Here is a 25,496-nt window from a genome sequence, read left to right on the forward strand (position 1 = left end):
CAGAATGACGATTTGTCATTCTGTTTCGCGTAATGTATTACAAGATGTCGATTCTACTTCACTTTTTCCCTTGCTAACAACTGTGATGTGATTACTAGAGCCAATGAGACAACTAACATCACGGTCGCCAGAGCGTTAACTTCTGGGGAAATCCCAACTTTAACCATAGAATAAATCTTCAATGGTAAAATTTCGTAAGTAGGGCCAGTTACAAACGAGCTAATGATCACATCATCTAATGACAGTGTGAAACTCAGCAACCAACCAGCCGCAACTGCCGGTTTCGCTAATGGCAAAATGATTTTGGTCAAAATCACCCATTCGCCAGCACCGAGATCTTTGGCAGCTTCGAGCATCTTTACATCAAATCCGTTGAGGCGACTGTAAACAGTCACAACAACGAAAGGTAAGCAGAATGTAATGTGTGCAATCAACAAAGTAAGAAAACCTAGCTGAGCACCTAACACTAAGAATAGCGCAAGTAGCGAAATTGCCATGACAATATCTGGGGACATCATCACAACAAACAACATACCATTAACTGCACGTTTACCTTTAAATTGATAACGAAAAAGGGCTACAGCAGTTAAACTGCCAATCAGCGTCGCTGCTGTGGCTGAAAAAACCGCTACATTCAGCGAGTGCCATGCGGCCTGAACTAAGCTGTCGTTTGCAACTAAAGCGTGGTACCACTTCGTAGTGAAACCGCCCCATTTAATACCAAATTTGTTGTCATTAAATGAGTTTACAATCAGCACTATGATAGGTAGGTATAGAAATACATACACTAAACTCATAAAGCTAAATCTAACTGTTTTGCCCATTAGTCTAGCTCCACTTTCTTATTCAATAACTTACCAGCACGATAGTATGCATAAAGCATTACAGCCATCGCCAGAGTCAAGGCAATGCTGGTCGCGGCGCCAAATGGCCAATCACGAGCATTCAATACTTGGCTCTTAATCACGTTACCAATCAGCAGGTTTTTCGCGCCACCGAGTAAGTCAGCAATGTAGAACATACCTAATGCTGGCAGTAACACCAATAAGCAGCCCCCGATGATACCCGGCATGGTCAATGGCAATACTACCTTCAGTAAAGTTTGAAGCTTATTTGCCCCTAGATCTCGCGCGGCTTCAATGTAAGTATCGTCCAATTTTTCAATAGCAGAATAGAGCGGAAGAATCATAAAAGGCAGCAAGATGTAAACCAAGCCAATCATTACCGCTGTCTCGGTGTACATAATACGCAGTGGTTTGTCTATGATGTCTAAAGCCATTAAAGCTTGGTTTAGGATGCCTTGCGTACCCAGCACTATTTTTAATCCGTAGGTACGGATAAGAGAGTTCGTCCAAAAAGGAACAATCACCAAAAACAGCATAATTGGACGCCATTTTTGTGGCATTTTTGCGACAATGTAGGCAAATGGATAACCAATAACCAAGCAGAGAAGGGTAGCCACAATTGCCATATAGAAAGAGTGCATGAGCACTTTGGCGTAAAGTGGATCCAATAGGCGTGTATAGTTATCAAGCGTGAAGGTCATTTCAATTAAGTTGGCTTCATCGCGAGTCAAAAAGCTAGTACCAATGATCATAACGTTAGGGATTAGCACAAACAGCACTAACCACCCAACAATCAATGTGATAATAGCATTTTGAAGATTAAGCTTCTTGCTCATCATCGAGTACTACCTCCCAGCTTTCAACCCAAGTGATAGCGACTTTCTGGCCGAGAGAATGGTCCACATCAGGATCATCTTCGTTAAAGAATTCGCTAACCGTCACGCGCATGCCTGATTCTTCCAATTCGACTACAGATTCTAGAGTCATGCCTTTGTAGGTACGTTCTGTCACGTGCCCAACAATGCCTTTTTCTTCTGACTCTTTAATCTCTTCGATGCGAAGATCTTCAGGACGCAGCAAAACTTGTAGTTTGTGTCCGGGTTGTACATTTTGATCGTGGTAAACCACCGCTTCAACACCTTCGATATGTGCACGAATACGCTTATCATCAATTCGTTCAATCGTTTCAGCATTAAATACGTTGATCTCACCGATGAAGCGAGCAACAAATAGGTTTTTAGGGTCTTCGTAAATTTCACGTGGAGAGCCATCTTGCTCAATTTTCCCTTCACGCATAACAATAATGCGATCCGACATTGATAAGGCTTCTTCTTGATCGTGCGTAACGAAGATAAAGGTGATCCCAAGCTGACGTTGAAGCTGCTTAAGCTCCATTTGCATCTGCTTACGCAGTTTATAGTCAAGCGCGGATAAAGATTCGTCAAGCAACAGAACCTTAGGTTTATTAACAACGGCACGCGCGATAGCGATACGTTGTTGTTGACCACCAGAAAGTTGACTTGGTTTACGCTGGGCCATCGCGTCGAGGCGTACCATCCGCAGTGCTTCCATCACACGGGGTTCAATGTCCGCCGTTGGCACTTTTTGCATACGCAAACCAAACGCGACATTTTCAAATACTGTCATATGTGGGAAAAGTGCATAGCTTTGAAAGACGGTGTTAACGTGTCTCTGTTCAGCAGGAACTTTCGTAACATCTTGATTATCAAGAGTAATTGAACCTTGATCTGCGGTTTCAAAACCTGCAATCATTCTTAGTACTGTTGTTTTACCACAGCCAGAAGGACCAAGTATCGTTAAGAATTCGCCATGATTAACATCAAGGTTTAGGTTGCCAATGATTTCCTTACCATCGAAACTTTTACTGATACCAGAAAGACGAACTACTGGTTTTCCTACTGATTTTTTTACGTTCAACGTCTGTTTTTCTCCCACCTTGGTCTATAGGGATGCCTATCTTACGACCTGTCGCTATACACAATTGAGGCGCGCATCATAATCACCAAAAGAGTGAATTCAAAGCGTTTTCTTATATTGATACAGAAAAAGTTTTGTAGGTAGCAGTAAAGATTGATTACCATACAGAACTAACTAACTGTTCAATGCTTTCAAGTGGTTAATTATCAACCAAACACATAATAATGCAAGATCAGATTAGGCTTCTGATTTTGGACTAGAGTGTATTGCAGTATAATGACAATAACTTTGTGACCCAAATACAGGCAACTTGCTTTTCCGTTGCCTAGGACATTTTATGAATAATGATATTGAAAAAGATTTCAATTTAGGTGGTAGTGTAGAGCATGCGCTCAAGGGAGATTACGAGCTAAAAGTCAACGCCGTGCTCAAAGAGGCATGGGATTGTACGATCAAGCAATTTATCTCCTTTTCTCCTTCCATCGTGATTCTTTTATTTGTGCAGCTTGCGATCTTCTATATTGCTTTAAAATTGCAACTGGGTGATCCATCACTAATCTTGGATGCGTTAGAAACACCAGAAGCTTTCACAGGCAATATTGTACAAGCTATTTTTGTGGCTAATTTTAGCTATGAGGTCGTTAGTGCACCTATTTATGCTGGCGTGAGCTTAATGGCGATGAGTCATGTCGCTGGGTTAAGAACACAGCCAAGACATATAGGTAAGGGATTACAGTTCACCATCCCAGTGATTTTAGCAACGCTATTCAGCTTATTACTGCAAGGTGTAGCAGGAATGATTTTCCCATTGCTATCAATGTATTTGAGTATTGCGTTTAGCCAATCCATCTTATTGATCTGCGAAAAACGGGTTCCACCTATGCAATCACTGCTATTATCCTTACGCGCAGTAAATAAAAAAATCGTTCCTATTGCCGTGATTTATTCCGTGATCATGCTGATGTTCGTTGCCGCCGCGCTCTTTTATGGGATAGGTTTCATTTTTGTATTACCTTTCTTCTTCCATGCTAAAGGGATTATTTATCGCAATATGTTTGGCATCAAACTAAAGATCATAGCGACTAATCAATCCGACAATAATCCAAATTCTCAGGTGTTCAATGCGTAAAATAATCTTACTTACCGCCATCTCGCTCGTGGTTGTGAGCTGCAGCGTTTATTACGTCAAGCAAACCTCAACTGAGACGACTTACAAAAGCGACATTCCATCTTTGCAAGGTGCAAGAGCTATTGGCAAAGCGCCTGACTTCTCAGCCATCGATGATGTGAATGAGAAAAAGCATGCTTTTTTTTCTTTCTTAAAACCAGGGATAGCTTGGGAAAATTTACGTGTTTTGCGAGAGCGTGAAATATTAGAGAGGATTGCACAACATCATCTAAGCAATCAGATAGCCAAAAGTGACTATAGTGAGGCGCAAAAACTCTCTAAGCGATATGAAGTACCGATTCCTGCAGAAGGCATCACTAGCGCATGGTTAGAAAACATGCTGCATCGAGTTGACGTTTTACCCGAAGCGTTAGTCTTGACCCAGGCAGCGAATGAATCGGCTTGGGGAACCTCTCGCTTTGCAACTGAAGGAAACAACTATTTCGGTCAATGGTGTTACAGTGTAGGGTGTGGGTTGGTACCTTTGCAACGAGTGGAAGGTATGACACACGAAGTGGCGAGTTTTGGTTCTGTTCAAGAGTCAATCCACGGTTACTTCATGAATGTTAACCGCAACTCCGCTTATCATGATTTACGAGAGATTCGTTTTCGATTAAGAAAAAATAATGCCGATTTATTGAGTGCTGACAGTGCCATGGAGATGACCAATGGCTTACTGAAATACTCAGAGCGCGGAGAAGCTTATGTGCAAGATCTTCAATCTATGATGCGTCACAATCAGCCTTTCTGGACAGAATAATAATGAAAAAAAGAACGCTTACCTTATTACTGACAACGTTATGCTTTGCTAACGCATTTCCCGTTAACGCTCAAGAGTATATGTTTACATACTCCAAGTTGTTTTCAGCAATGAAAAATAACGTGAAAGAAGAGTACCCCAATGTCAAAGTCGCTTATTATTTCCTTAATGCCAATACCAAGCAGCTCTGCCCAATAGAGAAGGCTTGGATGGAAAAAGAAAAGCACTATGAAGCGTTGAAAGTCAGTAGCAACCACGAACTACTACTTCCTTTAGACGATCATTTACGGCAAGCGAATCCGTTAGTGTTTGTCGATACTCCTCAAGATATGCGTTGTGACTTTTCGACTGTTGTTATGGCAAAAGAGCAGTTCAAAGGAGAAATATCTTACCAGCAGGTCGCCATCTTATTACCTCAGATGCAAAAATTACTGGAAGAGCTCGGCGGGATGTTTGCGAGTTGGTTCACACCCGATGTTTCTGGTGTCACACTCGAATTTGCCAATAATTTGAATTCGGTCATTCAGTTGAGTAACGGCGAAACCATTAACATAGAAAATGGCAAAGCCCAAGTGGATCTCAGTCAACTGGGTGAAGGTGGATCGATGCAGTTACCACAAGAAACGGTTCGCGTGTTACCTTATCTTCCCAAAGCGAAACATTAGACATGTTGGGCTAATATCAATAGGGCTGCATTCGCAGCCCTTACTCGTTTTATCTTTGTAGGAATATCAAAGATTGGTGACATCCAACTTCAAACTAGGATCAAACTCCATAACGCTATCCTCATCTTCGAGCGCTAGGATTGACATCTCTTCTTTATCAAAACCAATGTCGCCGCCATTAATAACGCCTGAATCACGGTTAATCGACTTAAAGTCAAACAACTTGAAATCAGCCAAATGGCTAGGCACTACATTTTGCATTGCACTAAACATGGTCTCGATGCGCCCAGGGAACTGTTTATCCCAGCCATTTAGCATTTGCTTAATGTTTTGACGTTGCATGTTTGGCTGAGAGCCACATAGATTACATGGAATAATCGGATACTCTCGCATGTTCGCATATTTGATAATGTCTTTTTCACGACAGTAGGCTAGAGGGCGAATTACCACATGTTCACCGTTATCAGACACAAGTTTAGGTGGCATTCCTTTGATCTTTCCACCATAAAACATGTTCAAAAATAGCGTTTCTAGAATGTCGTCACGGTGATGGCCTAACGCAATTTTCGTCGCACCGAGTTCTTTGGCTGTACGGTACAAAATACCGCGGCGTAAGCGTGAACAAAGTGAGCAGGTGGTTTTCCCTTCAGGGATCTTATCTTGAACAATAGAATACGTGTCTTCTTCGACAATTTTATATTCAACGCCTAGCTGCTCTAAGTACTGCGGCAGAATGTGTTCAGGGAATCCGGGCTGTTTTTGATCAAGATTCACGGCAATAAGCTCAAAGCTAACAGGGGCACTTTTCTGAAGGCTCATTAGAGTATCCAGCATGGTAAAGCTATCTTTACCGCCAGAAAGACATACCATAATACGGTCGCCATCTTCAATCATATTAAAGTCAGCAATGGCTTGACCCGTATTACGACGGATACGCTTCTGAAGTTTATTGAAATTATATTGTTGAGCTTTGGTGCGCTCTTGAATTTGCTCAGTCATCAGTGTCTGGTCTTTAATCTTTAAAACAAAATAGAGTGCGTATGATACGGATAAATAGCGCAGATGCCAGATCTAACAAGTAAGGAAGATAAAAAATCCCCCTCGTCTATGACAAGGGGGATCGATGATAGATCGGGCCATTTTAAATAGAGGTTTTAGGATCTAAAGGGCTCACGTAGCCATGCGGCTTTAATGCTAAAACATCACAGTTAATTTTATCAATGACTTGTTCTGCCGTGTTGCCAATAAATACCGCAGATAACCCTGTACGCCCCGTCGTACCAAGAATAACCATCGCCGCATTGAGCTTTTCAGCAGCTTGAGGAATGACGTCTTCAGGCAAGCCTTGCTCTACAAGTGTTTGCGATTCATCTATACCATGCTTTTGTCGCAATGCTTTCATTGCCATCAAATGGTGACCACGAACAGCATCAGTGTAGGTCATTGGATCAAACTCGGGCAACTCAATGGTAATATTCGCAGGCGTAATAGGGTATGAATTCACAAGATAAGGCGTCGCACCTAAACGAGTGGTGAGGCTTTTTAGTTGTTCAACCATGCAATCATTTAAATCAATATGAGCCGGATTTTCTGACCCCACATGTACCGAAGCGATTATATTCGCATTCTGTGGCCAATCTGAATTTTTAACCAATAGCACTGGAGTTGGGCATTTACGCAATAAGTGCCAATCTGTCGGTGTAAAAATAACGGATTCCAGGACATCATGCTTGCGCGTCCCTTTGATCAGAATGTCATGTTCTCCGTAAAATATCTCAGCAATAATCGCTTCATAAGGGCGGTTATGCCACACCACTTTTACTTCAAATTGAATCGAACTATCAATATACGATTCAGCTACTTTCCTCATCCATTGCTCGCGCTGATGGATAACACCACGTCGCATAGCATCACGTTCATCAACAGAGAGCATCGACGTCATGTCATAAGAGAAATCATAAATAGATAGAAAAAATGTAATGTGGCTAGAAGACGTGCTTTGCTGCGCTAACTGTATGGCTCTGGCAAGGGCGGGTTGTTCATCGTGGTTGATGTCAGCAACCACCAGAATCTTGCTATAAATACTCATATCGACTCCTTAATTATGGAGGAGGGCGTTAGAGTTACTTTAGCTCATAACCAGCGAGAATTTTAGAAAAAAAGAGAGTTTTTAACAGAAGTATGACGTAGCTCATTTAAGAGCTACCTCATTGAAGTTACTTAGTTTCTTTAGATACGCCTGCCAGTTCCATCAGTTGGTCATGGTCAAGGATTGTGATGTATTTGCCTTTAACGCTAAGGATTTCAGACTTCTGAAAACGGCCGAGTAGACGACTGATCGTTTCAACAGTGAGACCAAGGTAGTTACCGATATCACCGCGAGTCATTGTCAGACGAAACTCTCTAGGGCTAAAGCCGCGCTGAGAGAAACGAGTCGACAAGTTATAAAGAAAAGCCGCCAATCTTTCTTCTGCATTCTTTTTAGATAGCAGAAGAATCATCTCTTGGTCGCCCTTAATTTCATTACTCATCAAGCGCATAATTTGTTGACGTAACTTAGGCATTTTACCCGAAAGATCATCAAGAATTTCGTAGGGTATTTCGCATACCATTGATGTTTCTAGAGCCTGAGCAAAGCTAGGATGAGAATCATCAGTGATCGCGTCAAAACCAACTAAATCACCCGCTAAATGAAACGCAGTGATTTGTTCATCACCTTGCTCAGTAATGGTATAACTTTTAATTGTACCTGAGCGAATAGCGTAGAGAGACTTAAGGTCGTCACCAGCTTTAAATAGCTCTTGGCCCTTTTGGATAGGTTTTTTACGCTCAATAATTTGATCAAGTTGATCAAGTTCAGATTCATTGAGAGTAAAAGGAATACAAAGCTGGCTAATGCTGCAATCTTGACAGTGAATTGCACAACCACCAGATTGAATGCGCTTTGCCGCTGGCTTATCAGAAATCATAACAACCTTTCACTTTTTGATGTACATCAATATTTTAGCACCCATTACCCCTAAAGGATAGCGAAAAAAGATGCCATAAATCAGACAGCTACCACGTAGATGATAAAATACTCACTGCTCCATAACCCGTGTATAGACCATAGAGTATGATAAAAATCGCAGCAAAATGACGAAATATGAATGATTGTTGAATGTTCTTCAAACGGGTCGCTCCGTAACCAACAAGAAGCATCGCAGGTAAGGTTCCCAAACCAAAAGAGGCCATAACCAGTGCCCCAGACAGCGCACTACCGGACACCACAGACCAAGTCAGTACCGAGTAAACTAGCCCACAAGGTAACCATCCCCAGATAAACCCAAAAGGGAGAGCGAACCACGTTTTCCTAAGCGGGAGCAATGATTGCCCAAAAGGCGAAATAAAACTCCAGATTTTTTGCCCAACCTTCTCCAGCTTCAACAGACCAAACCACCAACGCCCAACATATAATCCAAGTACAATCATTAGGCCTGCCGCAATGAGCCTCAACCAAATCAACGCATGATTAAGTGTAGAGAATTCGGATAGCGAGGCGGCGAGGCCTCCTAATAAACCGCCAAACAGCATATAGCTGGCAATACGCCCAAGGTTGTAAAAAACAAGCAGTATTGGGAGTCGATCACTGCGTTTTTCACCTAAGGTCAAAAGAGAAGCAATTCCGCCACACATTCCCATACAGTGGCCAGCTCCAAGTAAACCGATAAAGAAAGCACCAATCCAATCTGCGGTCATTTTTTCTCTTCTTTTGATGAGGTAAGTTCATCTTCATCAAACAAAATATTGTGTCCTTGGCGTTCTAAATCTTCAAACTGTTCGCTCTTTACTGCCCATAAAAAGATGATGACGGCGATCGTAACCAAAACGATCGCTATGGGGATCAATATATAAAGACTTTCCATCTACTTATCCCTCTTTTTGAGTAGTCGAAGAGAATTAGATACCACAATAATCGAACTCGCCGACATGCCCACAACGGCAATGTAAGGAGCAACCAGCCCCGCAACGGCGAGTGGCAAAACAATAATATTGTATCCAAGTGACCACGCTAAATTTTCCCGAATGATTTTGCGAGCTTTTAACGCTAAGCTTCTGGCTTCCAATAATCTGTCGAGTTTATCACCAAGTAAAACCATATCAGCGGATGCTTTTGCGACATCGGTTCCACCACCCATAGCGACTGATAAGTGCGCACCAGCAAGCGTTGGCGCATCATTAATGCCATCGCCAATCATCATGGTGATATCATCATCTGGTAACGACTTTAAGTAACTCAGTTTATCTTCTGGTTTGGCATTCGATACGACAATATCGATGTCCATTTCGGCGGCCACACTTTGTGCATTAAGTTGAGAGTCACCCGTTAATAGCGTGATCTTAATTCCTTCCTGATGGAAACGATCGATAAATTGTTTCGCTTCACTACGGATAGGATCGCGGTACGTGAAGGTCGCAATGTGTTGCCCGTTGAGCGACAGATAAATACGATTTGCTCGATCATCACTGATGTCGTTCAAAACAAATTCGGCGCTGCCGATACGAACATCGCCGCCTAAATATTTACCTTGAATACCAGACCCAATCATATTCTGCACATGCTCAACTCGAAACTCGTCATTACGATATTGCGCAAACGCTCTGGCAATGGGGTGATTGGCATGATGCTCCAAAGCAGCGGCTAGCACCAAACAATGGTTTTCGTCTATATCACCATGCAACTCAACGTCACTAATTTCGATATCACCACGGGTCAACGTTCCCGTTTTATCAATAATCAAATGGTTAACTTTGCAAAGTGTTTCAAAGACATGGTTTTTTCTCAATAAAATACCAAAGTCACCCATTCGTGATGTAGCGCAAGTGATGGCTGTAGGGGTGGCAAGAGAAAGCGCGCACGGGCAGGTTGCCACCAAGACCGCTAACATGATCCAAAATGCATCTTCAGGTTTTGTCTGGTGCCAATAAAACCAAGTGGCTGCTGCAATAATCAAAATTACAGCCACAAAATATCTCGCGACAATATCAGCAATTTCTGCAATCTTAGGCTTAGACATTTGAGCTTCATCTTGCAGTCTAACAATATTGGAAATAACGGAATCCGCTTTAGATGCAGTGACTTCCAACTCGAAAGACTCATCGCCATTTAATGTACCAGCAAAAACAGCATCACCGACTGTTTTGACAACGGGTACTGATTCACCGGTCAACATTGATTCATTAATATGAATACGCCCATTCAACACTCGACCATCAGCAGGGACGTGTTCTCCAGGCAACACGCGAATTCGATCACCAAGAGCTAGAGTTTTTACAGGCACTTGACGGCCATCCAACGTAGTTGCAACCGCAGGGATCAATTTCAGTAAATTGCCGCTAGCCGCCGCGGCTTTTCTACGCGCCCGCATCTCTAAAAATCGTCCAACCAGTAAGAAAAAGGTAAACATTGAAATGGATTCAAAAAAGACTTCGCCTTGTTCAGTCACTGTCGCTATAAGACTAGCAACATACGCAAAAATAAGAGCGATAGAAACAGGGACATCCATACCTAATGTTCTGCCTCTAATGCTTCGCCAAGCATTGAGGTAAAAGGGAAGGGCAGAGTATAAAAGTACGGGGGTTGCAAAGATCAAGCTAACCCAACGAAAATAATTGCGAAACTCAGAATCAAGATCACCGAAGACCTCAAGATAGAGCGCCACAGCAAGCATCATCACTTGCATGGTGGCTAGACCTGCAATACCCAAGCGATAAAGATATTGCTTCATTGATTGATGGTAGGCTGCCTCATGTGCGTCTGCTTCAAAAGGGGCAGCCTTATAACCTAATTTATGAATAGTGGAGAGTAATTCACTGAGTCGTGTTTGTGTCTTATCCCAACTGAGTAAAGCACGGTTGGTAGTGGTATTGACCCTTATCGAAATTACCCCATTTTTATGAGAGAGTTGTTTTTCAATTAACCAAGCACAAGCCGCACAGGAAACACCTTCTAACGATAACGTTACTTCGGACGTTTCGTTGTCGTTACGAACGAACTCTGCTTGTACATCGTCATTATCATAATGAATGAGTGCTTTGAGCTGCTCTGGCACAAGCTCCACTTTATCTGCAGTGGTCGTTCGGTATTGGTAATAAGATACTAGGCCACTCTCTACAATGGTTTTAGCCACGGTTTCACAACCGGGACAACACATATCTCTGCTTTCACCTAGAATATCAACTTTATAATCCGTGTTGGCTGGTACATCTTCACCACAGTGGTAACACGCTTTGCACATAGTTTAATTCATTAATTGAGTAGAAGTTGGCATTGGAAACGTTACTCGACCTTGGATTAACCACTCCTCATTGTGAGGAGTGAGTTCGATGAACCAAGGGCCTTGTAACGGGGCAGGCAGGGTAATGCGATATATACCTTGTGCATCCGATGCGACAAGTTGTGTGAAATCACGGTCTGGCAGTGTCCGATGAGCAAACATCATTTTAATCGCGGGGTAGTGTTCAAGCTCACCTTTATTAAATTTGAAGATAATATCATTACCCTCAGAGTAGACTTCCGAGCTGAGCTTTAATGCTTTCGCTTCGTTAATTTTTGATAGATCAATATTAATGCCTTTGCCTTTTTTGTAGTAATCCTCTGTCACCAATGACACTGAATTCTGAGAAAAGACGATAACCGTTGCAATCGTCCATATCACCACAGTTAACGGTAAGATGATCAGAAACCACGGCCAGAATTGTTTATACCAAGGAGTTACCATAAAAAAGTTCTCAACAACAAAATAAAGAAGGCTTATTAAAAAGAGAAGAAAGACAGCCCTAATAAAGAGCTGCCTTTGTTGTGCAATTAGTTCTCTGTATTGCTTAAACTCCACACGTAAGCAGCAACCAGTTGAACTTTATCTTCACCGAGAATGTCATTCCAAGCAGGCATAACACCTGATCGGCCATGCATGACCGTTTGAGTAACATCGGCTCTTGAGTCACCAAATAACCAATCGTTATCAGTAAGATCAGGTGCTCCAAACGCAGGGTTACCTTTACCATCCGTACCATGACAAGCGGCGCAAACGACGAAGCGAGCTTTACCTGCTTCCGCTTCTCGAACGTTCACAGAACGCCCAGAAAGGCTTAGGGTATAACTCACCACTTCCTTCACACCTTGCTCACCGAGGACATCTTTCCAAGCTGGCATTTGTCCAATACGACCATGTCGGATAGTGGTCACAATCGCTTCTGGTTCACCACCATATAACCAAGCATTATCGGTTAGATTCGGAAAGCCTTTTTGACCACGAGCGTCAGAACCATGACACTGAGAGCAGTTTTGTAAGAATAAACGCTGACCAACCTTCAATGCATCAGAATCTGCTGCAATTTCAGGAATAGGGCGTAAATCCGAACCGCCGCCAGTATAAGCTAAGCGTTTAAATGCTTCACCAAAGTAGGTGTTTGCGTCATCTAACTCTTTTGCATACTGTACTAACACTTTATTGTTTTGCGCATTTGCAATCGAGGCTTTGGACTCATCAAGAGAGCGAATGGTTTGATCTGAACTTTGCCAACCAAGTACACCTTTAAAACTACCTAACCCAGGATAGAGGGTCAGATAGATAGCGGCAAAAATAAACGTACTAATAAAAAGATAGGTCCACCATTTAGGCAGAGGGTTGTTGAGCTCACGAATACCATCGTATTCATGGCCCATATCCGAGCCTTCTTCCACTCCCATTTTGTCTTTTAAACACCAAACGAGCAGAATCGCACAGCCCAGCAAAGTTCCCACCGTAATGATGATGACCCATAGACTCCAAAATGTCGTCATTGTTTAGTCACTCCTTGTTCCTTAGAGGATTTGGGCTGTTCATCGGCAAAAATGAGGTTAGCCGCTTCATCGAAACGAGCTTTACGGTTTTTGCCATAGGCCCACCACACTACGCCTATAAAACAGACGAACAGCACTATGGTCCAAATACTGTGAATAGTACCGATATCCATAACTACCCCTTACTTCATTGCGTGACCAAGAGATTGAAGATAAGAAATGATTGCATCCATTTCTGATTTCCCTTCGACATCTTTTGCTGCATTCGCGATTTGTTCATCGGTATACGGCACACCAAACTGATTACGGAATAATTCAAGTTTGCTTTGCGTAAGCTTGCCGTCCAACACATTTTTTGCTAGCCAAGGAAAACCGGGCATGTTTGATTCAGGAACCAGTTCGCGAGGATTAGTCAAGTGAACTCGATGCCATTCATCAGAATAACGACCACCAACACGAGCCAAATCAGGCCCAGTCCGCTTCGAACCCCACACAAATGGATGCTCCCAAACACTTTCACCAGCCACCGAATAATGACCATAACGCTCCGTTTCGGAACGGAATGGGCGAATCATTTGGCTATGGCAAACGTTACAACCTTCGCGAATATAGATATCACGGCCTTCAAGTTGCAGCGCAGTGTAGGGCTTAAGATTTTCAACAGGCTCAGTAGTTTGCTTTTGGAAAATCAATGGCGTGATCTCAACCAAGGCTCCCCAACTGATGGCAAAAATAATGAAAATAGCCAGTAAACCGACATTACGTTCGATGATTTCATGGCGATTATTAGAACTCATTCTTTCATCTCCTTATGCCGGTTGAGGAATAGCTTTTAAGCTATTATCTGGTGCAAAAACCGTTTTATACGTGTTGTAAGCCATCAGGAACATACCTGCTAAGAAGATAAATCCACCAATGAATCGAACGGTATAGAATGGGTAAGAGGCTTGGACAGACTCAACAAAACTGTACGTTAACGTACCGTCAGAGTTAACAGCACGCCACATCAAGCCCTGCATAACACCTGAAATCCACATCGCAACGATGTAGAGCACCGTACCAATAGTCGCTAACCAGAAGTGAGCATTGATTAGACCAACAGAGTACATACGCTCTTGGTTAAATAGGCGAGGGATTAAATGGTATACCGAACCAATCGACACCATTGCCACCCAACCTAGAGCTCCAGAATGCACGTGACCAATAGTCCAGTCGGTGTAGTGTGACAGTGCGTTAACTGTCTTAATCGACATCATTGGTCCTTCAAACGTAGACATTCCGTAGAATGACAATGAAACGATGAGGAATCGTAAGATTGGGTCATAGCGCAGTTTATGCCAAGCACCAGATAACGTCATAATCCCGTTAATCATCCCGCCCCATGAAGGAGCAAACAACACCAACGACATCACCATGCCAAGTGACTGAGTCCAGTCAGGCAGAGCAGTGTAGTGTAAATGGTGCGGACCAGCCCAAATGTAAAGAGAGATCAAAGCCCAAAAGTGAACAATCGATAAACGGTATGAATAAACAGGGCGTTCAGCTTGTTTTGGTACAAAGTAATACATCATACCAAGGAAGCCGGCAGTAAGCAGGAAACCCACCGCATTATGACCGTACCACCACTGAACCATAGCATCCACCGCCCCAGCGTAAACTGAATACGATTTACCCATAGAAACAGGGATTGCCATGCTATTTACAATATGTAATACAGCAACAGTAAGGATAAAAGCTCCGAAGAACCAGTTTGCCACATAGATATGTGCCGTCTTACGTTTGACGAGTGTTCCAAAAAACACTATCGCATAAGATACCCATACAAGAGCAATGGCGATATCAATTGGCCATTCTAATTCCGCGTATTCTTTACCGGAGGTATAACCCAAAGGTAAAGTTATTGCTGCAGATAAAATAATGGCTTGCCATCCCCAAAAGGTGAAGGGCACAAGAGGACCACCAAATAGACGAGTTTGACAAGTACGCTGAACAACATAATAAGATGTTGCAAAGAGGGCACTTGTACCAAACGCAAAAATAACCGCATTAGTATGCAGAGGACGTAAGCGACTGTACGTCAACCACGGCGTATCAAAGTTTAGCTGTGGCCAAACTAATTGAGCGGCAATCAAAACACCTACAGCCATACCAACAATACCCCAGAGAATAGTCACTAAGGTAAATTGCCGAACAACTGTATAGTTGTAGTTTTGTTCAAGCTGCTTTTCTTGGCTCATTTGCATGCTTCCAATTTCTAATTAACTACACTTTACTTCCAACACGACACATGTCGTAATGCCCCCCAAATCCACAATAGAAATACTGCTTTATCAGAACGTTACTATCTATTGCTGACTTTAAAAAAAAGTGGCATTTTCAACCGTCAACTATACTGCAATTAACAATTCAATGACAGAGTAGTAACCTTACAGTTGTTCAGGATTTGGCCTTTTATTTCAAAACTTTGAAGTTTGTTACACGAGGAAGGAAGCATCATGGCTTCAGAAAAGCTTACAAAACACAGGTTTGCTCAAATACTAATCACATTACTCATTCTTTTGGTCGCTTTTTTCTGGAGGACTTTTTCTTATCAAAACGTCGACATGACGAGCTGCACTCCAACGCCAAATTGTTCTGTATTTGTAAATGAACAGGAAATTATAGTGATTAAAGATGATAAAAACCCAAATCAATACATAATTGGGCCACGAATTCCTGAACTAGAAATACATACAAATGGAACACTTATTCAACATTCCGACCACTGGATAATCCAACCAAATTCACCCAATAAACCTATAACTTTCAAGATAATTGGAAAAAGATCCTCGATATAAACTCTTACAAAAATAAAACATGAACCCAATCTGGTTCTTGGATTGATCAGCATAAATAATAACTAGAATGAAATCTTCGATTATCAGACTAGTTATTAGGTATTTTATGGTAAATGCTGATTATGTTTAATGTCATGAGGATAGATAGAAAAAGAGGAAGGAAATATTCGTACACTAAAATATGATCATTTGCAATTTAACATAATATACATAATGCGTACTTGGGTTCGGTCATAACAACAACGGCCCAGTTGGGCCTTTATTGATTTTTTTTCGATTCTTGAATCATTCCGTGTTTTGCATCTGTCAGCATGTTCTCGAACATGTATCTTGCCACATCTGTCCACTGCACTTGCTTCCCAGTCTTAAAGCTAATTTCTATCGCTGCTCTTTCGAGTTTTATTTGGTCTGATTCTCTTACTCTAAGTGTTTTGTATGCCATGTTCATTCCTCTACATAATGCACTTGTAGTTTAGTGTTTTGTGACAAACATAGCCATGTGCACCTTGTACACATGAACACCATTTGCTATTCTGCGTTAAAATATTCAAATATAAATGTGTACATGTTTACTCATTTTCGTCAGTTAGGTTTGTTTATATGGCTATTCTTGTTCAAGTAACATCGGGTTGCTTGCCTCGTTACGTTGCAGGTTTCACAGCTTTAGACGATAGTTCCTCCTCCCTGGTCACGACCGATGACCTGTCTAAAGCTGTTCCTTTTTCGGATTCTGACGCTAAAAAAGCGCTTGAAGTTGTTCAGAAATCTTTTCCATTGGCTCAACTCACTTATGTTCTTGAGTGCTAGCCTATGTATGACTTTCTAGAAATCACCATTCCACTTAAATCTGATTACGTTGATGTGTCGGATAACTGCGGCTATGTGAATTTTAGAAAGCTATCCAGTTTGACTGGCTATAAGGTCGCTTCTGGTGATGTTGAGTTTGATATTGACGGGCAGACTAAAGAGCTCCACAACTTGTATTGTCCTTGGGCGACTATGCCAAGCTCTTACACCAACATAGCGGTTAAAGTTTTCGATGCTTGCCCACTTTCTAACGTTGTTTGGGGATACGTTCGTATCAAAGCATCACCAGCTAAAGTCATGCAGGGCCATAACGTTTATGGCTCCGACAACTTACGAACCTGCACTGAATTTCTTTTGAAATCTATTGAAGATGCGAACCCTCAGCTCTTTGACGCACTCGACTTTCCAAACGCTGAGTTTTCCCGTATTGACTCGACTTACTCAATCCAAATGCCTAGCCGTGATTTGCTTCGTCAGGCCATCGAGTCTTTTTCTAACATCTCGCATAAATATCTCCGTCCATCGAACAAATCCGATTTTCAGACCACTGTTTATTTCTCTCGCGGCACTAAACAAAACAGTGACGTTGGCCGTGCTAAAACTCTGGTCATTTACTCCAAAGAGGATGAGCTAAACCATCAACTTTCTGAGCTTAGACGTTCAGCTAAACGTGATCATACGGGTCGTTTTCAACGGGTCATTAATGAGTTGTCTACTCATGAACTTCAAGACTTCACCGCTAACCGTCTTCGTTTTGAAGGCCGTGGTAAAAAGCGTTACATCAAACGTATTTGTAATGATAGCGCGGGCATTTGGCATGTTATCCGTCACGCTGAAACATTCGAGTCGATTAATGGCTATCCGTTTTGTGAATGGCTATTTAAAGACATGTTCCGCGACATGCTCGAGTGCATTGAAGGGACAGAGCTTGAGTTTTACAACGATATAAAAATCAAACAGTTGCTTCGTACTTATTACGCCACAACCACTAAGACGGGCAAAGTCAGTTACGCCACGGCTGACCGTATTTTTCGCTTCTATATGTCTCTGTGTGACAGGGGCTACAACGAAATCAAAGCACACACACCCAAAGCCACATTATCTAGAAACCTTAACGAACTTAAAGCTATCGGTCTATCCAAAAGCGACCTACAGAACTTAGACAAAGGTGAACGTATGCCACTTTCTCAAATCATTAAATTTGACTTCGATAATCAGCGCCCTGCTTCATACGTTGAGCCAAAGTCCCCTTACGCGAACGAACCTAACTATTTGGCCAACAAGTTTGGCATTAGCCACCGACTTTCACACACGGTCGGTCTTGCTCAAAGTCCTACTGAGCAAGTCGCTAACATGCTTCAGCTTGATGTTGATTCGCCATTGCTCGATAGCCTTTTGGACTTTAAACCCGTTCCCGTTTGCCCTCGGGAATCTCTCTCTCTTGTTATCTGGCCGGATGGTGAGATAACGCTAAAACGCCATGAACATGATCCGTTCAGGCATAACCTTGTAGCGCAATCACTCGCACTTACTCATAAATCTATACCCATGTACCTATAAAGGAATCCAACATGAAAGTTAAATTTTTTGCCGCTTACCGTCGCTCAGGTATTTCTAAAACATCTGGCCGTCCTTATGACTTCGCTGAAGTTGCTTACGTTGTACCACTTCGCCAAGTTGATACTGAAAAATTCCAACAGGTTGGTCACGGCTTTGACGTGAAAACCTTAACTCTTGCTAACCAATGTATTGCTGAGTTCGCTGGCATTGATGTTGGTGAAGAGGTTGAACTAAAAGTGAATCCGAATCCTGAAGACCCTAGCCGTAACATGTGCTTTGGTCTTCTTTCCTAATTCTCTGGGGGCTAGCTAAATGATTTGTGCTCAAGTTCTTAACGATACGCTCAAAGTGATTTCGCTCGCTCCCGGTGAAAAGTGCCAAGCTATTACGCTTCTAGAACAATCTGACTTTGCTAACCCTGAAGCGTTTTTAACGCCTCAAGTGGTCTTTGCTTTGCTTAGTGCGGCTATCGGCTTGTATGGCTTGGTTTTTGTTATCAATACCATTCTTCGTGTACTCGGTTTTAGGAGTTAATACTATGAAAATCACAACGTTAGTTGCCACTGTTGCTGTTGCTTCTGTTGCTTCACTTCCTGTTTTTGCGGCTGTTGATACTTCGGCTGCGACCACTGCAATTACCACCGATGGCGGCAAGGCCATTGGTGAAGTCGGTAATGCTCTCATCGGCTTGGCAGGTCTTGCGGTCGTTTACAAATGGGTCAAAGGTGCAATTTTCGGCTAATTACTCGTTTTCTTGGGGGATTCGTCCCCCTCTTTGGGGGTTCTCATGCCACTGTATTTAACACCTGACGATCTTATTTGGGGCTTCGTTCTTTTGGTTATCTGGGATGCGGCTCGTCGACTTTTCTAACTAGGGTTCACTCTATGAGCATTAAAAAAAACCTCGCACTTCTTTTCTTACTCTTCGGTGTTTCTTTTAGTGCTTCTGCTGCAACTTATGAAATTACTGATTTCTATAAGGGTGTCGGTTGTAATTTTACTATTGGTCAAGTTGCTACTGCTGCTGCTGCTGATTGTTATATCGGTAAAACTACTCGTTATGCTGGTACTATTTCTCGTCTTGTTCAGTATGATTCTGGTGGTGGTAATTTTGGTATTAGAGCTTTTGGCTCTGGTAGTTCTTGGGATAATGTTATGTCTTTTCGCTTATCCTCTAAATTATGTCCTGAAAATCAACAGATAAATCCTATCACTGGTGTTTGTGAGGATATACCACCTTGCCCCCCCGGCTATATTCGTGATGAAGTCGGTATGTGCGTTCTTAGCCCTGAAGACGATTTTTGCGACACTGACTTTTCTGAACTTGTTGCGGCTGAAGTAAATAGTTGTGCCCTTAAATATCCTGACTTCTTCACTGATGTTAATTTTACTTGTACTGATAGAGAAAATTACTCTCTCTCTTGTGTTCAGGGTATCGCTAAACCTAAAGATCCTACGTCTCCGATTAATCCTCCAAACGGTGGCTTTAACCCTAGCAACCCTGACCCAGTTAATCCAACACCGCCAGATTTTGACAAACCTGAACCTGATGAAGTTGCTCCTAACGACACAACGGATACCGCCGTTCTTGAGGCTTTGCGTAATTTAAACCGTGACAACAATCAGGCGGCCACCTCTCTCAATACTGATTTAAATGCGGGTTTTTCTTCAACACTTGATGCCCTTAATCACTCGAACTCAAAGCTTGATGCTATTGGTCAGTCGATTGTTGAGCAAACCAATCAGGACTATTTAATTCACCAAGCTAACAAGCTTTTGCAACTTCAAACCACGGGCGCAATTACTGAGGGCACTTCTAAAACTGTTGGTGCTATTAATTCTCAAACGACACAGCTTAAAGACTCTCTCGATTCTGTGAGTGCTGGCATCAATGGCCTAGGGGATAAATTAACAGGTGAACTTAATGAGTCTGGTTGCAATTCATTTCATTGTACGGGCAATGCGGCCAGTTGTTACCTTGCTCGCATGAATTGGGATGCTAAGTGTGGCGAACTCGCCCGCATTCCTATTTTCAATCAAGAAACTGGGGCTGTTACCGATGAGTTACAGCGCATTACTCAAGAGTCGGTTGATGAGAATGGAGCGTTTAAAAAGGTCTTTACCGATGCTAACGGCTCTGTTGATGAGGCTTTAGAAGCTTACGATAAATCTAACGGCTTTAGTTTTAGTTCCGGCTGTCCACAACCCCGAACCTACGACCTCGGTATTACTCGTCTAACTATCGACTATCAACCGTTCTGTACTTTGGCTTTGGTTTTTCGTGCGTTCCTTATGGCTTCTGCGGCCTTAGGTTCGTTTTTTATGATTGCTAAATTTATGTAATTGAATGAAGCAAAGGACGGGAGAAGCGCAGGCGCCGTGCTTTGCTTCAATAACTCTATGGTGATTTTATGGGATATCTCTTTCAAGCTCTCGGTTCAGTTTTCATATGGCTGCGTTCTGCACTCCCTTGGATTATTGGTGCTTTTGGTGCTTCAGCCTCTAACTTTCTTGTTTCGGCTGGTTTCGGGGTTGTCATATTTTCGGGCTTCAATTTGTTAACTGGTCGCCTTATCGGTACGGCTGTTGAGTCTCTCAATGAGCTTAATGAATTGGGTTCATTTGGTGCTGATATCGTCCAATTGCTTGGTTATATGTGGGCTGATAAAGCGCTGAATCTTTTGATTTCAACTGGTGCTTTTCTCATGGCCCTTAAAGGTGTTCGTGAAGGTATTGCTATGCGTCAAGGTTGGTGGAAACCCGGTCAGAAAACAGGAGGAATGGAAGGATGATTTTTTTACGAACTGGCTTGCCGGGTGCATCTAAAACACTGAACTCTTTGAAAGAAATCATTGTTTCTCATGATGCTGCTCGTCGTTATTACTACACGAATATCAAACTGTTTATGCTTGATATTGCTGTTGCTTGTTCGTTTTCTGGTTGGTTTTACGGTTGGTATTTCCCGCGTTTAACTGACAAGGCCATGAAACGTAAACTCATTAAAATCATGATGCCTATTCATGATGATGGTGAGTTTATTACACTTGATGATGTGCCTTGGCTACTTCCTCAGTTTGAATCTCACGATCATTTCACTACTTGGTTGTATTGGGTTGAACGTGTTTACTCGAAAAAGAAACTGACCAAACTTCACGATATTTTATCTGCTTGTGGGGATTCTCCGCTTGATAAGTTTGATTTAGTTAAACCACTCAATTTGCACTTTACTCATTTTCCTGACCCTAACGAGTGGATGAATCTCCCCAAACGTTCGGTTATTTTGATTGATGAGTGTCAGCAATTTTATCCTCCTCGAGCTACTGGCTCTCGTGTTCCTCATGCTATTTCTCAGCTCGAAACTCATCGCCACGGTGGTTATGACATCCATTTTGTTACTCAAGATAGAACTCTATGTGATGTTAATATTCGTAAATTAGTGGGTTGCCATGTTCACTATTTCAACCCTCTTGGTGGTGAACGTGTTGTTAGAAAAGAAGCTCCTAAATGCTTTGACCCTAACGACTATCACGACTCTAAAGCATCGACTAAAAAACCGATTAAGCGTGATAAACGCTTTTACGGTGTTTACTGGTCTGCTGAAATTCATACTCATAAATTTAAATTCCCTGTCATGGGCTTTGTTGCGATCTTCTGTATTTTGATGATTGCTTACTCCCTTTATTCACTCTCTAGTACTCTTTTTCCATCTGACGAACCAACGCCTACACCCTCTCCAGTTCCTGCGGTTGTTCCTTCCACTTCTCCGGCCACCGAAACAACCGACCCTTTGACTTTTTATGTTTCTGAGTTACTTACTGATGTCTATATTTCTGGGGTTGTTGTTGAAACCACGATGAATGACAAGGCTTATCACTATTCGTTTGTTCGTAGTTCAGATAATGCTGTTTTCTATCCTGATTCTGTCGGCCTGAATATTGAACCGCTTGCCCCTTGCTTGGCTAATATTCGTATTGGTGATGTGACTCATCCGATTACCTGTAACCCTTTCTACATTCGTGAGGTTGTTGATTCTGTTGATGAATCTGAGGATGATGATTCCACGGCCCTTGCCAGCTCTGACACTGGTAAACAATACGCCCCTAACATCAAGTTGTTCTAATTTTCACTTTATATTTTGCTATCAAAGTTGATACCGGCTCCTGGAATCGATTGGTATTTATGCTATCATATTTTAACCAGGCAATTTCTGCAGAAAGGAAAAATGATGGCAATTACAATTCGAGACACAACGGAACATGAACAAATGCTTTCAGCTCTCAAGGAGCAGACCAACACGTCAACAATGAGTAAAGCATTGATTAAGGGCGGCTATGATGCTTTGAAGTATCGAGAATTGTATCTTTCAGAGCGAAATAAGAATAAGCAACTTACGCAGCAGCTTTATCGCAACGGTGCTGCTGTAACTGATTTTCTTGACGCTTTAGATTCCCTTAAACAAATCCGCACTTTTCACGCAGAATAACAAACCCTACTCTTTAGGTATGTCAAAAATGACATACCTTTTTTATATCTAACGCTCGCCGCACTTCGAGCTAATCTTTGATTAGTCGAGAAGGAGGAAGCGTAATTTCTCAGATTTAGACCACTTCTACGGTCACTGTATACAGAGCGAAGCGACTTAGTGAAAAGCCGCTATCTCTAACAGCGGCTTATGGTTCCATTTTGATACTTTTTGGATCTTGCAGGGGGTTAGGATCATCTTTTGGGGTGGTGGGATTTGTGCTATAAAGCTGAATTTTTCGATAGGCTTGCTGGCTAACGCATTATGGCAATTATGTTACGGGCTCATCACTTCAAAGCGATTCTCTCTCATAGCATGTACGCACTTGGGTGCGACATTGAGCAATTCACACCGCCCACCCTTTGCGCGTTCCTAGGCCAGAGGCAAACCCTCAACATAATTCCATCCACATAATGCGTACTTGGGTTCGGTCATAACAACAACGGCCCAGTTGGGCCTTTATTGATTTTTTTTCGATTCTTGAATCATTCCGTGTTTTGCATCTGTCAGCATGTTCTCGAACATGTATCTTGCCACATCTGTCCACTGCACTTGCTTCCCAGTCTTAAAGCTAATTTCTATCGCTGCTCTTTCGAGTTTTATTTGGTCTGATTCTCTTACTCTAAGTGTTTTGTATGCCATGTTCATTCCTCTACATAATGCACTTGTAGTTTAGTGTTTTGTGACAAACATAGCCATGTGCACCTTGTACACATGAACACCATTTGCTATTCTGCGTTAAAATATTCAAATATAAATGTGTACATGTTTACTCATTTTCGTCAGTTAGGTTTGTTTATATGGCTATTCTTGTTCAAGTAACATCGGGTTGCTTGCCTCGTTACGTTGCAGGTTTCACAGCTTTAGACGATAGTTCCTCCTCCCTGGTCACGACCGATGACCTGTCTAAAGCTGTTCCTTTTTCGGATTCTGACGCTAAAAAAGCGCTTGAAGTTGTTCAGAAATCTTTTCCATTGGCTCAACTCACTTATGTTCTTGAGTGCTAGCCTATGTATGACTTTCTAGAAATCACCATTCCACTTAAATCTGATTACGTTGATGTGTCGGATAACTGCGGCTATGTGAATTTTAGAAAGCTATCCAGTTTGACTGGCTATAAGGTCGCTTCTGGTGATGTTGAGTTTGATATTGACGGGCAGACTAAAGAGCTCCACAACTTGTATTGTCCTTGGGCGACTATGCCAAGCTCTTACACCAACATAGCGGTTAAAGTTTTCGATGCTTGCCCACTTTCTAACGTTGTTTGGGGATACGTTCGTATCAAAGCATCACCAGCTAAAGTCATGCAGGGCCATAACGTTTATGGCTCCGACAACTTACGAACCTGCACTGAATTTCTTTTGAAATCTATTGAAGATGCGAACCCTCAGCTCTTTGACGCACTCGACTTTCCAAACGCTGAGTTTTCCCGTATTGACTCGACTTACTCAATCCAAATGCCTAGCCGTGATTTGCTTCGTCAGGCCATCGAGTCTTTTTCTAACATCTCGCATAAATATCTCCGTCCATCGAACAAATCCGATTTTCAGACCACTGTTTATTTCTCTCGCGGCACTAAACAAAACAGTGACGTTGGCCGTGCTAAAACTCTGGTCATTTACTCCAAAGAGGATGAGCTAAACCATCAACTTTCTGAGCTTAGACGTTCAGCTAAACGTGATCATACGGGTCGTTTTCAACGGGTCATTAATGAGTTGTCTACTCATGAACTTCAAGACTTCACCGCTAACCGTCTTCGTTTTGAAGGCCGTGGTAAAAAGCGTTACATCAAACGTATTTGTAATGATAGCGCGGGCATTTGGCATGTTATCCGTCACGCTGAAACATTCGAGTCGATTAATGGCTATCCGTTTTGTGAATGGCTATTTAAAGACATGTTCCGCGACATGCTCGAGTGCATTGAAGGGACAGAGCTTGAGTTTTACAACGATATAAAAATCAAACAGTTGCTTCGTACTTATTACGCCACAACCACTAAGACGGGCAAAGTCAGTTACGCCACGGCTGACCGTATTTTTCGCTTCTATATGTCTCTGTGTGACAGGGGCTACAACGAAATCAAAGCACACACACCCAAAGCCACATTATCTAGAAACCTTAACGAACTTAAAGCTATCGGTCTATCCAAAAGCGACCTACAGAACTTAGACAAAGGTGAACGTATGCCACTTTCTCAAATCATTAAATTTGACTTCGATAATCAGCGCCCTGCTTCATACGTTGAGCCAAAGTCCCCTTACGCGAACGAACCTAACTATTTGGCCAACAAGTTTGGCATTAGCCACCGACTTTCACACACGGTCGGTCTTGCTCAAAGTCCTACTGAGCAAGTCGCTAACATGCTTCAGCTTGATGTTGATTCGCCATTGCTCGATAGCCTTTTGGACTTTAAACCCGTTCCCGTTTGCCCTCGGGAATCTCTCTCTCTTGTTATCTGGCCGGATGGTGAGATAACGCTAAAACGCCATGAACATGATCCGTTCAGGCATAACCTTGTAGCGCAATCACTCGCACTTACTCATAAATCTATACCCATGTACCTATAAAG

Annotated in this window: 31 protein-coding genes; 15 read left to right on the forward strand and 16 right to left on the reverse strand. The window is 42.4% G+C overall.

Annotated features, from left to right (window positions below):
- Nucleotides 1-53: 53 nt before the first annotated feature.
- The 3 genes from potC to potA are packed head-to-tail and all read right to left on the reverse strand — an operon-like array spanning nt 54 to nt 2,801.
- Nucleotides 54-824, reverse strand: a complete 771-nt coding sequence (potC, locus tag AACV12_RS12435; protein WP_013856883.1) for a spermidine/putrescine ABC transporter permease PotC — start codon at nt 822-824, stop codon at nt 54-56.
- Complete coding sequence (gene potB, locus AACV12_RS12440; protein WP_026027331.1) at nt 824-1,681, reverse strand: spermidine/putrescine ABC transporter permease PotB; 858 nt, start codon at nt 1,679-1,681, stop codon at nt 824-826. Before potB ends, potC begins: the two co-directional genes overlap by 1 nt.
- Nucleotides 1,665-2,801 (reverse strand): spermidine/putrescine ABC transporter ATP-binding protein PotA, encoded by a 1,137-nt coding sequence (potA, locus tag AACV12_RS12445; RefSeq protein ID WP_010320264.1) that lies wholly within the window; start codon nt 2,799-2,801, stop codon nt 1,665-1,667. Before potA ends, potB begins: the two co-directional genes overlap by 17 nt.
- 319 nt (nt 2,802-3,120) lie before the next feature.
- On the opposite strand from potA, the gene AACV12_RS12450 reads away from it, so the two are divergent.
- Genes AACV12_RS12450 through AACV12_RS12460 form a run of 3 tightly spaced genes read left to right on the forward strand, consistent with a single transcriptional unit; the run spans nt 3,121 to nt 5,376 of the window.
- On the forward strand, nt 3,121-3,912 hold the full coding sequence (locus tag AACV12_RS12450) for a membrane protein (protein ID WP_026028002.1): 792 nt from the start codon (nt 3,121-3,123) through the stop codon (nt 3,910-3,912).
- Entirely contained in the window at nt 3,905-4,711 is an 807-nt protein-coding gene (locus tag AACV12_RS12455) for a glucosaminidase domain-containing protein (RefSeq protein ID WP_094125502.1), read from the forward strand. Before AACV12_RS12450 ends, AACV12_RS12455 begins: the two co-directional genes overlap by 8 nt.
- A gap of 2 nt (nt 4,712-4,713) precedes the next feature.
- Nucleotides 4,714-5,376 carry a DUF2987 domain-containing protein gene (locus AACV12_RS12460; RefSeq protein ID WP_047689451.1) on the forward strand — a complete coding sequence of 221 codons (663 nt, stop codon included), beginning with the start codon at nt 4,714-4,716 and terminating at the stop codon, nt 5,374-5,376.
- A 66-nt stretch (nt 5,377-5,442) separates the two neighbouring features.
- Here the strand turns inward: AACV12_RS12460 and ttcA are convergent, their stop codons facing one another.
- From ttcA to ccoN, 11 genes are all read right to left on the reverse strand, one after another.
- Nucleotides 5,443-6,375, reverse strand: coding sequence for a tRNA 2-thiocytidine(32) synthetase TtcA (gene ttcA / locus AACV12_RS12465; protein ID WP_170900409.1), 933 nt, complete (start codon nt 6,373-6,375; stop codon nt 5,443-5,445).
- A gap of 142 nt (nt 6,376-6,517) precedes the next feature.
- Entirely contained in the window at nt 6,518-7,465 is a 948-nt protein-coding gene (gene uspE / locus AACV12_RS12470) for a universal stress protein UspE (RefSeq protein WP_094134124.1), read from the reverse strand.
- Nucleotides 7,466-7,592: 127 nt separating this feature from the next.
- Nucleotides 7,593-8,345: an FNR family transcription factor gene (locus tag AACV12_RS12475; RefSeq protein WP_010320258.1), complete on the reverse strand. Its 753-nt coding sequence runs from the start codon at nt 8,343-8,345 to the stop codon at nt 7,593-7,595.
- 88 nt (nt 8,346-8,433) lie between these two features.
- A complete protein-coding gene (locus tag AACV12_RS12480; protein WP_013856891.1) occupies nt 8,434-9,114 on the reverse strand; it encodes a sulfite exporter TauE/SafE family protein in 681 nt (226 codons plus the stop codon).
- The gene (gene ccoS, locus AACV12_RS12485; RefSeq protein ID WP_013856892.1) at nt 9,111-9,281 is read right to left on the reverse strand and encodes a cbb3-type cytochrome oxidase assembly protein CcoS; all 171 of its coding nucleotides are present in this window, start codon (nt 9,279-9,281) and stop codon (nt 9,111-9,113) included. Before ccoS ends, AACV12_RS12480 begins: the two co-directional genes overlap by 4 nt.
- On the reverse strand, nt 9,282-11,654 hold the full coding sequence (locus tag AACV12_RS12490) for a heavy metal translocating P-type ATPase (RefSeq protein ID WP_170900410.1): 2,373 nt from the start codon (nt 11,652-11,654) through the stop codon (nt 9,282-9,284).
- 3 nt (nt 11,655-11,657) lie between these two features.
- Complete coding sequence (locus AACV12_RS12495; protein WP_017042885.1) at nt 11,658-12,137, reverse strand: FixH family protein; 480 nt, start codon at nt 12,135-12,137, stop codon at nt 11,658-11,660.
- A gap of 86 nt (nt 12,138-12,223) precedes the next feature.
- Complete coding sequence (gene ccoP, locus AACV12_RS12500; protein ID WP_013856895.1) at nt 12,224-13,201, reverse strand: cytochrome-c oxidase, cbb3-type subunit III; 978 nt, start codon at nt 13,199-13,201, stop codon at nt 12,224-12,226.
- Nucleotides 13,198-13,374, reverse strand: a complete 177-nt coding sequence (locus AACV12_RS12505; protein WP_010320252.1) for a CcoQ/FixQ family Cbb3-type cytochrome c oxidase assembly chaperone — start codon at nt 13,372-13,374, stop codon at nt 13,198-13,200. The genes ccoP and AACV12_RS12505 overlap by 4 nt, the downstream gene beginning before the upstream one ends.
- A 9-nt stretch (nt 13,375-13,383) precedes the next feature.
- A complete protein-coding gene (gene ccoO / locus AACV12_RS12510) occupies nt 13,384-13,998 on the reverse strand; it encodes a cytochrome-c oxidase, cbb3-type subunit II (RefSeq protein WP_013856896.1) in 615 nt (204 codons plus the stop codon).
- A gap of 12 nt (nt 13,999-14,010) precedes the next feature.
- Entirely contained in the window at nt 14,011-15,438 is a 1,428-nt protein-coding gene (gene ccoN, locus AACV12_RS12515) for a cytochrome-c oxidase, cbb3-type subunit I (RefSeq protein WP_026027333.1), read from the reverse strand.
- Between the two features lie 258 nt (nt 15,439-15,696).
- Between ccoN and AACV12_RS12520 the strand changes: the two genes are divergently transcribed.
- Complete coding sequence (locus tag AACV12_RS12520) at nt 15,697-16,038, forward strand: hypothetical protein (RefSeq protein ID WP_013856898.1); 342 nt, start codon at nt 15,697-15,699, stop codon at nt 16,036-16,038.
- A gap of 259 nt (nt 16,039-16,297) precedes the next feature.
- Here AACV12_RS12520 and AACV12_RS12525 read toward each other — a convergent pair whose 3' ends face one another.
- Nucleotides 16,298-16,480 (reverse strand): hypothetical protein, encoded by a 183-nt coding sequence (locus tag AACV12_RS12525; protein ID WP_249371346.1) that lies wholly within the window; start codon nt 16,478-16,480, stop codon nt 16,298-16,300.
- A gap of 158 nt (nt 16,481-16,638) precedes the next feature.
- Here AACV12_RS12525 and AACV12_RS12530 point away from each other — a divergent pair, with 158 nt between their 5' ends.
- The 9 genes from AACV12_RS12530 (at nt 16,639) to AACV12_RS12570 (ending at nt 22,888) form a co-directional block, all read left to right on the forward strand.
- Nucleotides 16,639-16,845 (forward strand): hypothetical protein, encoded by a 207-nt coding sequence (locus tag AACV12_RS12530; RefSeq protein WP_170900412.1) that lies wholly within the window; start codon nt 16,639-16,641, stop codon nt 16,843-16,845.
- Nucleotides 16,846-16,848: 3 nt separating this feature from the next.
- Complete coding sequence (locus tag AACV12_RS12535) at nt 16,849-18,405, forward strand: phage/plasmid replication protein, II/X family (protein WP_170900413.1); 1,557 nt, start codon at nt 16,849-16,851, stop codon at nt 18,403-18,405.
- An 11-nt stretch (nt 18,406-18,416) separates the two neighbouring features.
- Nucleotides 18,417-18,698 carry a hypothetical protein gene (locus tag AACV12_RS12540; RefSeq protein ID WP_019281029.1) on the forward strand — a complete coding sequence of 94 codons (282 nt, stop codon included), beginning with the start codon at nt 18,417-18,419 and terminating at the stop codon, nt 18,696-18,698.
- Nucleotides 18,699-18,717: 19 nt separating this feature from the next.
- Nucleotides 18,718-18,939 carry a hypothetical protein gene (locus tag AACV12_RS12545; RefSeq protein ID WP_019281030.1) on the forward strand — a complete coding sequence of 74 codons (222 nt, stop codon included), beginning with the start codon at nt 18,718-18,720 and terminating at the stop codon, nt 18,937-18,939.
- 4 nt (nt 18,940-18,943) lie between these two features.
- On the forward strand, nt 18,944-19,147 hold the full coding sequence (locus AACV12_RS12550) for a major capsid protein (protein WP_170900414.1): 204 nt from the start codon (nt 18,944-18,946) through the stop codon (nt 19,145-19,147).
- Nucleotides 19,148-19,290: 143 nt separating this feature from the next.
- On the forward strand, nt 19,291-20,748 hold the full coding sequence (locus tag AACV12_RS12555) for a virulence factor TspB C-terminal domain-related protein (RefSeq protein WP_170900415.1): 1,458 nt from the start codon (nt 19,291-19,293) through the stop codon (nt 20,746-20,748).
- A 68-nt stretch (nt 20,749-20,816) separates the two neighbouring features.
- Nucleotides 20,817-21,197, forward strand: a complete 381-nt coding sequence (locus AACV12_RS12560) for a DUF2523 family protein (protein WP_019281033.1) — start codon at nt 20,817-20,819, stop codon at nt 21,195-21,197.
- Nucleotides 21,194-22,525, forward strand: a complete 1,332-nt coding sequence (locus AACV12_RS12565) for a zonular occludens toxin domain-containing protein (RefSeq protein ID WP_170900416.1) — start codon at nt 21,194-21,196, stop codon at nt 22,523-22,525. Before AACV12_RS12560 ends, AACV12_RS12565 begins: the two co-directional genes overlap by 4 nt.
- Nucleotides 22,526-22,630: 105 nt before the next feature.
- A complete protein-coding gene (locus tag AACV12_RS12570; RefSeq protein ID WP_170900438.1) occupies nt 22,631-22,888 on the forward strand; it encodes a hypothetical protein in 258 nt (85 codons plus the stop codon).
- Nucleotides 22,889-23,386: 498 nt separating this feature from the next.
- Here the strand turns inward: AACV12_RS12570 and AACV12_RS12575 are convergent, their stop codons facing one another.
- Nucleotides 23,387-23,569: a hypothetical protein gene (locus tag AACV12_RS12575; RefSeq protein WP_249371346.1), complete on the reverse strand. Its 183-nt coding sequence runs from the start codon at nt 23,567-23,569 to the stop codon at nt 23,387-23,389.
- 158 nt (nt 23,570-23,727) lie between these two features.
- On the opposite strand from AACV12_RS12575, the gene AACV12_RS12580 reads away from it, so the two are divergent.
- Both AACV12_RS12580 and AACV12_RS12585 read left to right on the forward strand, forming a co-directional pair.
- Nucleotides 23,728-23,934: a hypothetical protein gene (locus AACV12_RS12580; RefSeq protein ID WP_170900412.1), complete on the forward strand. Its 207-nt coding sequence runs from the start codon at nt 23,728-23,730 to the stop codon at nt 23,932-23,934.
- A 3-nt stretch (nt 23,935-23,937) separates the two neighbouring features.
- Nucleotides 23,938-25,494 (forward strand): phage/plasmid replication protein, II/X family, encoded by a 1,557-nt coding sequence (locus AACV12_RS12585; RefSeq protein WP_170900413.1) that lies wholly within the window; start codon nt 23,938-23,940, stop codon nt 25,492-25,494.
- Nucleotides 25,495-25,496: the final 2 nt, after the last annotated feature.

Origin of the sequence: Vibrio sp. 2-2(8) (genome assembly GCF_963888495.1) — a bacterium.
GTDB lineage: Bacteria > Pseudomonadota > Gammaproteobacteria > Enterobacterales > Vibrionaceae > Vibrio > Vibrio anguillarum.

What these genes read in the sequence shown, in the direction of transcription:
- potC (WP_013856883.1), bottom strand. Translation starts at nt 824, where the DNA reads ATGGGCAAAACAGTTAGATTTAGCTTTATGAGTTTAGTGTATGTATTT.
- potB (WP_026027331.1), bottom strand. Translation starts at nt 1,681, where the DNA reads ATGAGCAAGAAGCTTAATCTTCAAAATGCTATTATCACATTGATTGTT.
- AACV12_RS12450 (WP_026028002.1), top strand. Translation starts at nt 3,121, where the DNA reads ATGAATAATGATATTGAAAAAGATTTCAATTTAGGTGGTAGTGTAGAG.
- AACV12_RS12455 (WP_094125502.1), top strand. Translation starts at nt 3,905, where the DNA reads ATGCGTAAAATAATCTTACTTACCGCCATCTCGCTCGTGGTTGTGAGC.
- AACV12_RS12460 (WP_047689451.1), top strand. Translation starts at nt 4,714, where the DNA reads ATGAAAAAAAGAACGCTTACCTTATTACTGACAACGTTATGCTTTGCT.
- ttcA (WP_170900409.1), bottom strand. Translation starts at nt 6,375, where the DNA reads ATGACTGAGCAAATTCAAGAGCGCACCAAAGCTCAACAATATAATTTC.
- uspE (WP_094134124.1), bottom strand. Translation starts at nt 7,465, where the DNA reads ATGAGTATTTATAGCAAGATTCTGGTGGTTGCTGACATCAACCACGAT.
- AACV12_RS12475 (WP_010320258.1), bottom strand. Translation starts at nt 8,345, where the DNA reads ATGATTTCTGATAAGCCAGCGGCAAAGCGCATTCAATCTGGTGGTTGT.
- AACV12_RS12480 (WP_013856891.1), bottom strand. Translation starts at nt 9,114, where the DNA reads ATGACCGCAGATTGGATTGGTGCTTTCTTTATCGGTTTACTTGGAGCT.
- ccoS (WP_013856892.1), bottom strand. Translation starts at nt 9,281, where the DNA reads ATGGAAAGTCTTTATATATTGATCCCCATAGCGATCGTTTTGGTTACG.
- AACV12_RS12490 (WP_170900410.1), bottom strand. Translation starts at nt 11,654, where the DNA reads ATGTGCAAAGCGTGTTACCACTGTGGTGAAGATGTACCAGCCAACACG.
- AACV12_RS12495 (WP_017042885.1), bottom strand. Translation starts at nt 12,137, where the DNA reads ATGGTAACTCCTTGGTATAAACAATTCTGGCCGTGGTTTCTGATCATC.
- ccoP (WP_013856895.1), bottom strand. Translation starts at nt 13,201, where the DNA reads ATGACGACATTTTGGAGTCTATGGGTCATCATCATTACGGTGGGAACT.
- AACV12_RS12505 (WP_010320252.1), bottom strand. Translation starts at nt 13,374, where the DNA reads ATGGATATCGGTACTATTCACAGTATTTGGACCATAGTGCTGTTCGTC.
- ccoO (WP_013856896.1), bottom strand. Translation starts at nt 13,998, where the DNA reads ATGAGTTCTAATAATCGCCATGAAATCATCGAACGTAATGTCGGTTTA.
- ccoN (WP_026027333.1), bottom strand. Translation starts at nt 15,438, where the DNA reads ATGAGCCAAGAAAAGCAGCTTGAACAAAACTACAACTATACAGTTGTT.
- AACV12_RS12520 (WP_013856898.1), top strand. Translation starts at nt 15,697, where the DNA reads ATGGCTTCAGAAAAGCTTACAAAACACAGGTTTGCTCAAATACTAATC.
- AACV12_RS12525 (WP_249371346.1), bottom strand. Translation starts at nt 16,480, where the DNA reads ATGGCATACAAAACACTTAGAGTAAGAGAATCAGACCAAATAAAACTC.
- AACV12_RS12530 (WP_170900412.1), top strand. Translation starts at nt 16,639, where the DNA reads ATGGCTATTCTTGTTCAAGTAACATCGGGTTGCTTGCCTCGTTACGTT.
- AACV12_RS12535 (WP_170900413.1), top strand. Translation starts at nt 16,849, where the DNA reads ATGTATGACTTTCTAGAAATCACCATTCCACTTAAATCTGATTACGTT.
- AACV12_RS12540 (WP_019281029.1), top strand. Translation starts at nt 18,417, where the DNA reads ATGAAAGTTAAATTTTTTGCCGCTTACCGTCGCTCAGGTATTTCTAAA.
- AACV12_RS12545 (WP_019281030.1), top strand. Translation starts at nt 18,718, where the DNA reads ATGATTTGTGCTCAAGTTCTTAACGATACGCTCAAAGTGATTTCGCTC.
- AACV12_RS12550 (WP_170900414.1), top strand. Translation starts at nt 18,944, where the DNA reads ATGAAAATCACAACGTTAGTTGCCACTGTTGCTGTTGCTTCTGTTGCT.
- AACV12_RS12555 (WP_170900415.1), top strand. Translation starts at nt 19,291, where the DNA reads ATGAGCATTAAAAAAAACCTCGCACTTCTTTTCTTACTCTTCGGTGTT.
- AACV12_RS12560 (WP_019281033.1), top strand. Translation starts at nt 20,817, where the DNA reads ATGGGATATCTCTTTCAAGCTCTCGGTTCAGTTTTCATATGGCTGCGT.
- AACV12_RS12565 (WP_170900416.1), top strand. Translation starts at nt 21,194, where the DNA reads ATGATTTTTTTACGAACTGGCTTGCCGGGTGCATCTAAAACACTGAAC.
- AACV12_RS12570 (WP_170900438.1), top strand. Translation starts at nt 22,631, where the DNA reads ATGGCAATTACAATTCGAGACACAACGGAACATGAACAAATGCTTTCA.
- AACV12_RS12575 (WP_249371346.1), bottom strand. Translation starts at nt 23,569, where the DNA reads ATGGCATACAAAACACTTAGAGTAAGAGAATCAGACCAAATAAAACTC.
- AACV12_RS12580 (WP_170900412.1), top strand. Translation starts at nt 23,728, where the DNA reads ATGGCTATTCTTGTTCAAGTAACATCGGGTTGCTTGCCTCGTTACGTT.
- AACV12_RS12585 (WP_170900413.1), top strand. Translation starts at nt 23,938, where the DNA reads ATGTATGACTTTCTAGAAATCACCATTCCACTTAAATCTGATTACGTT.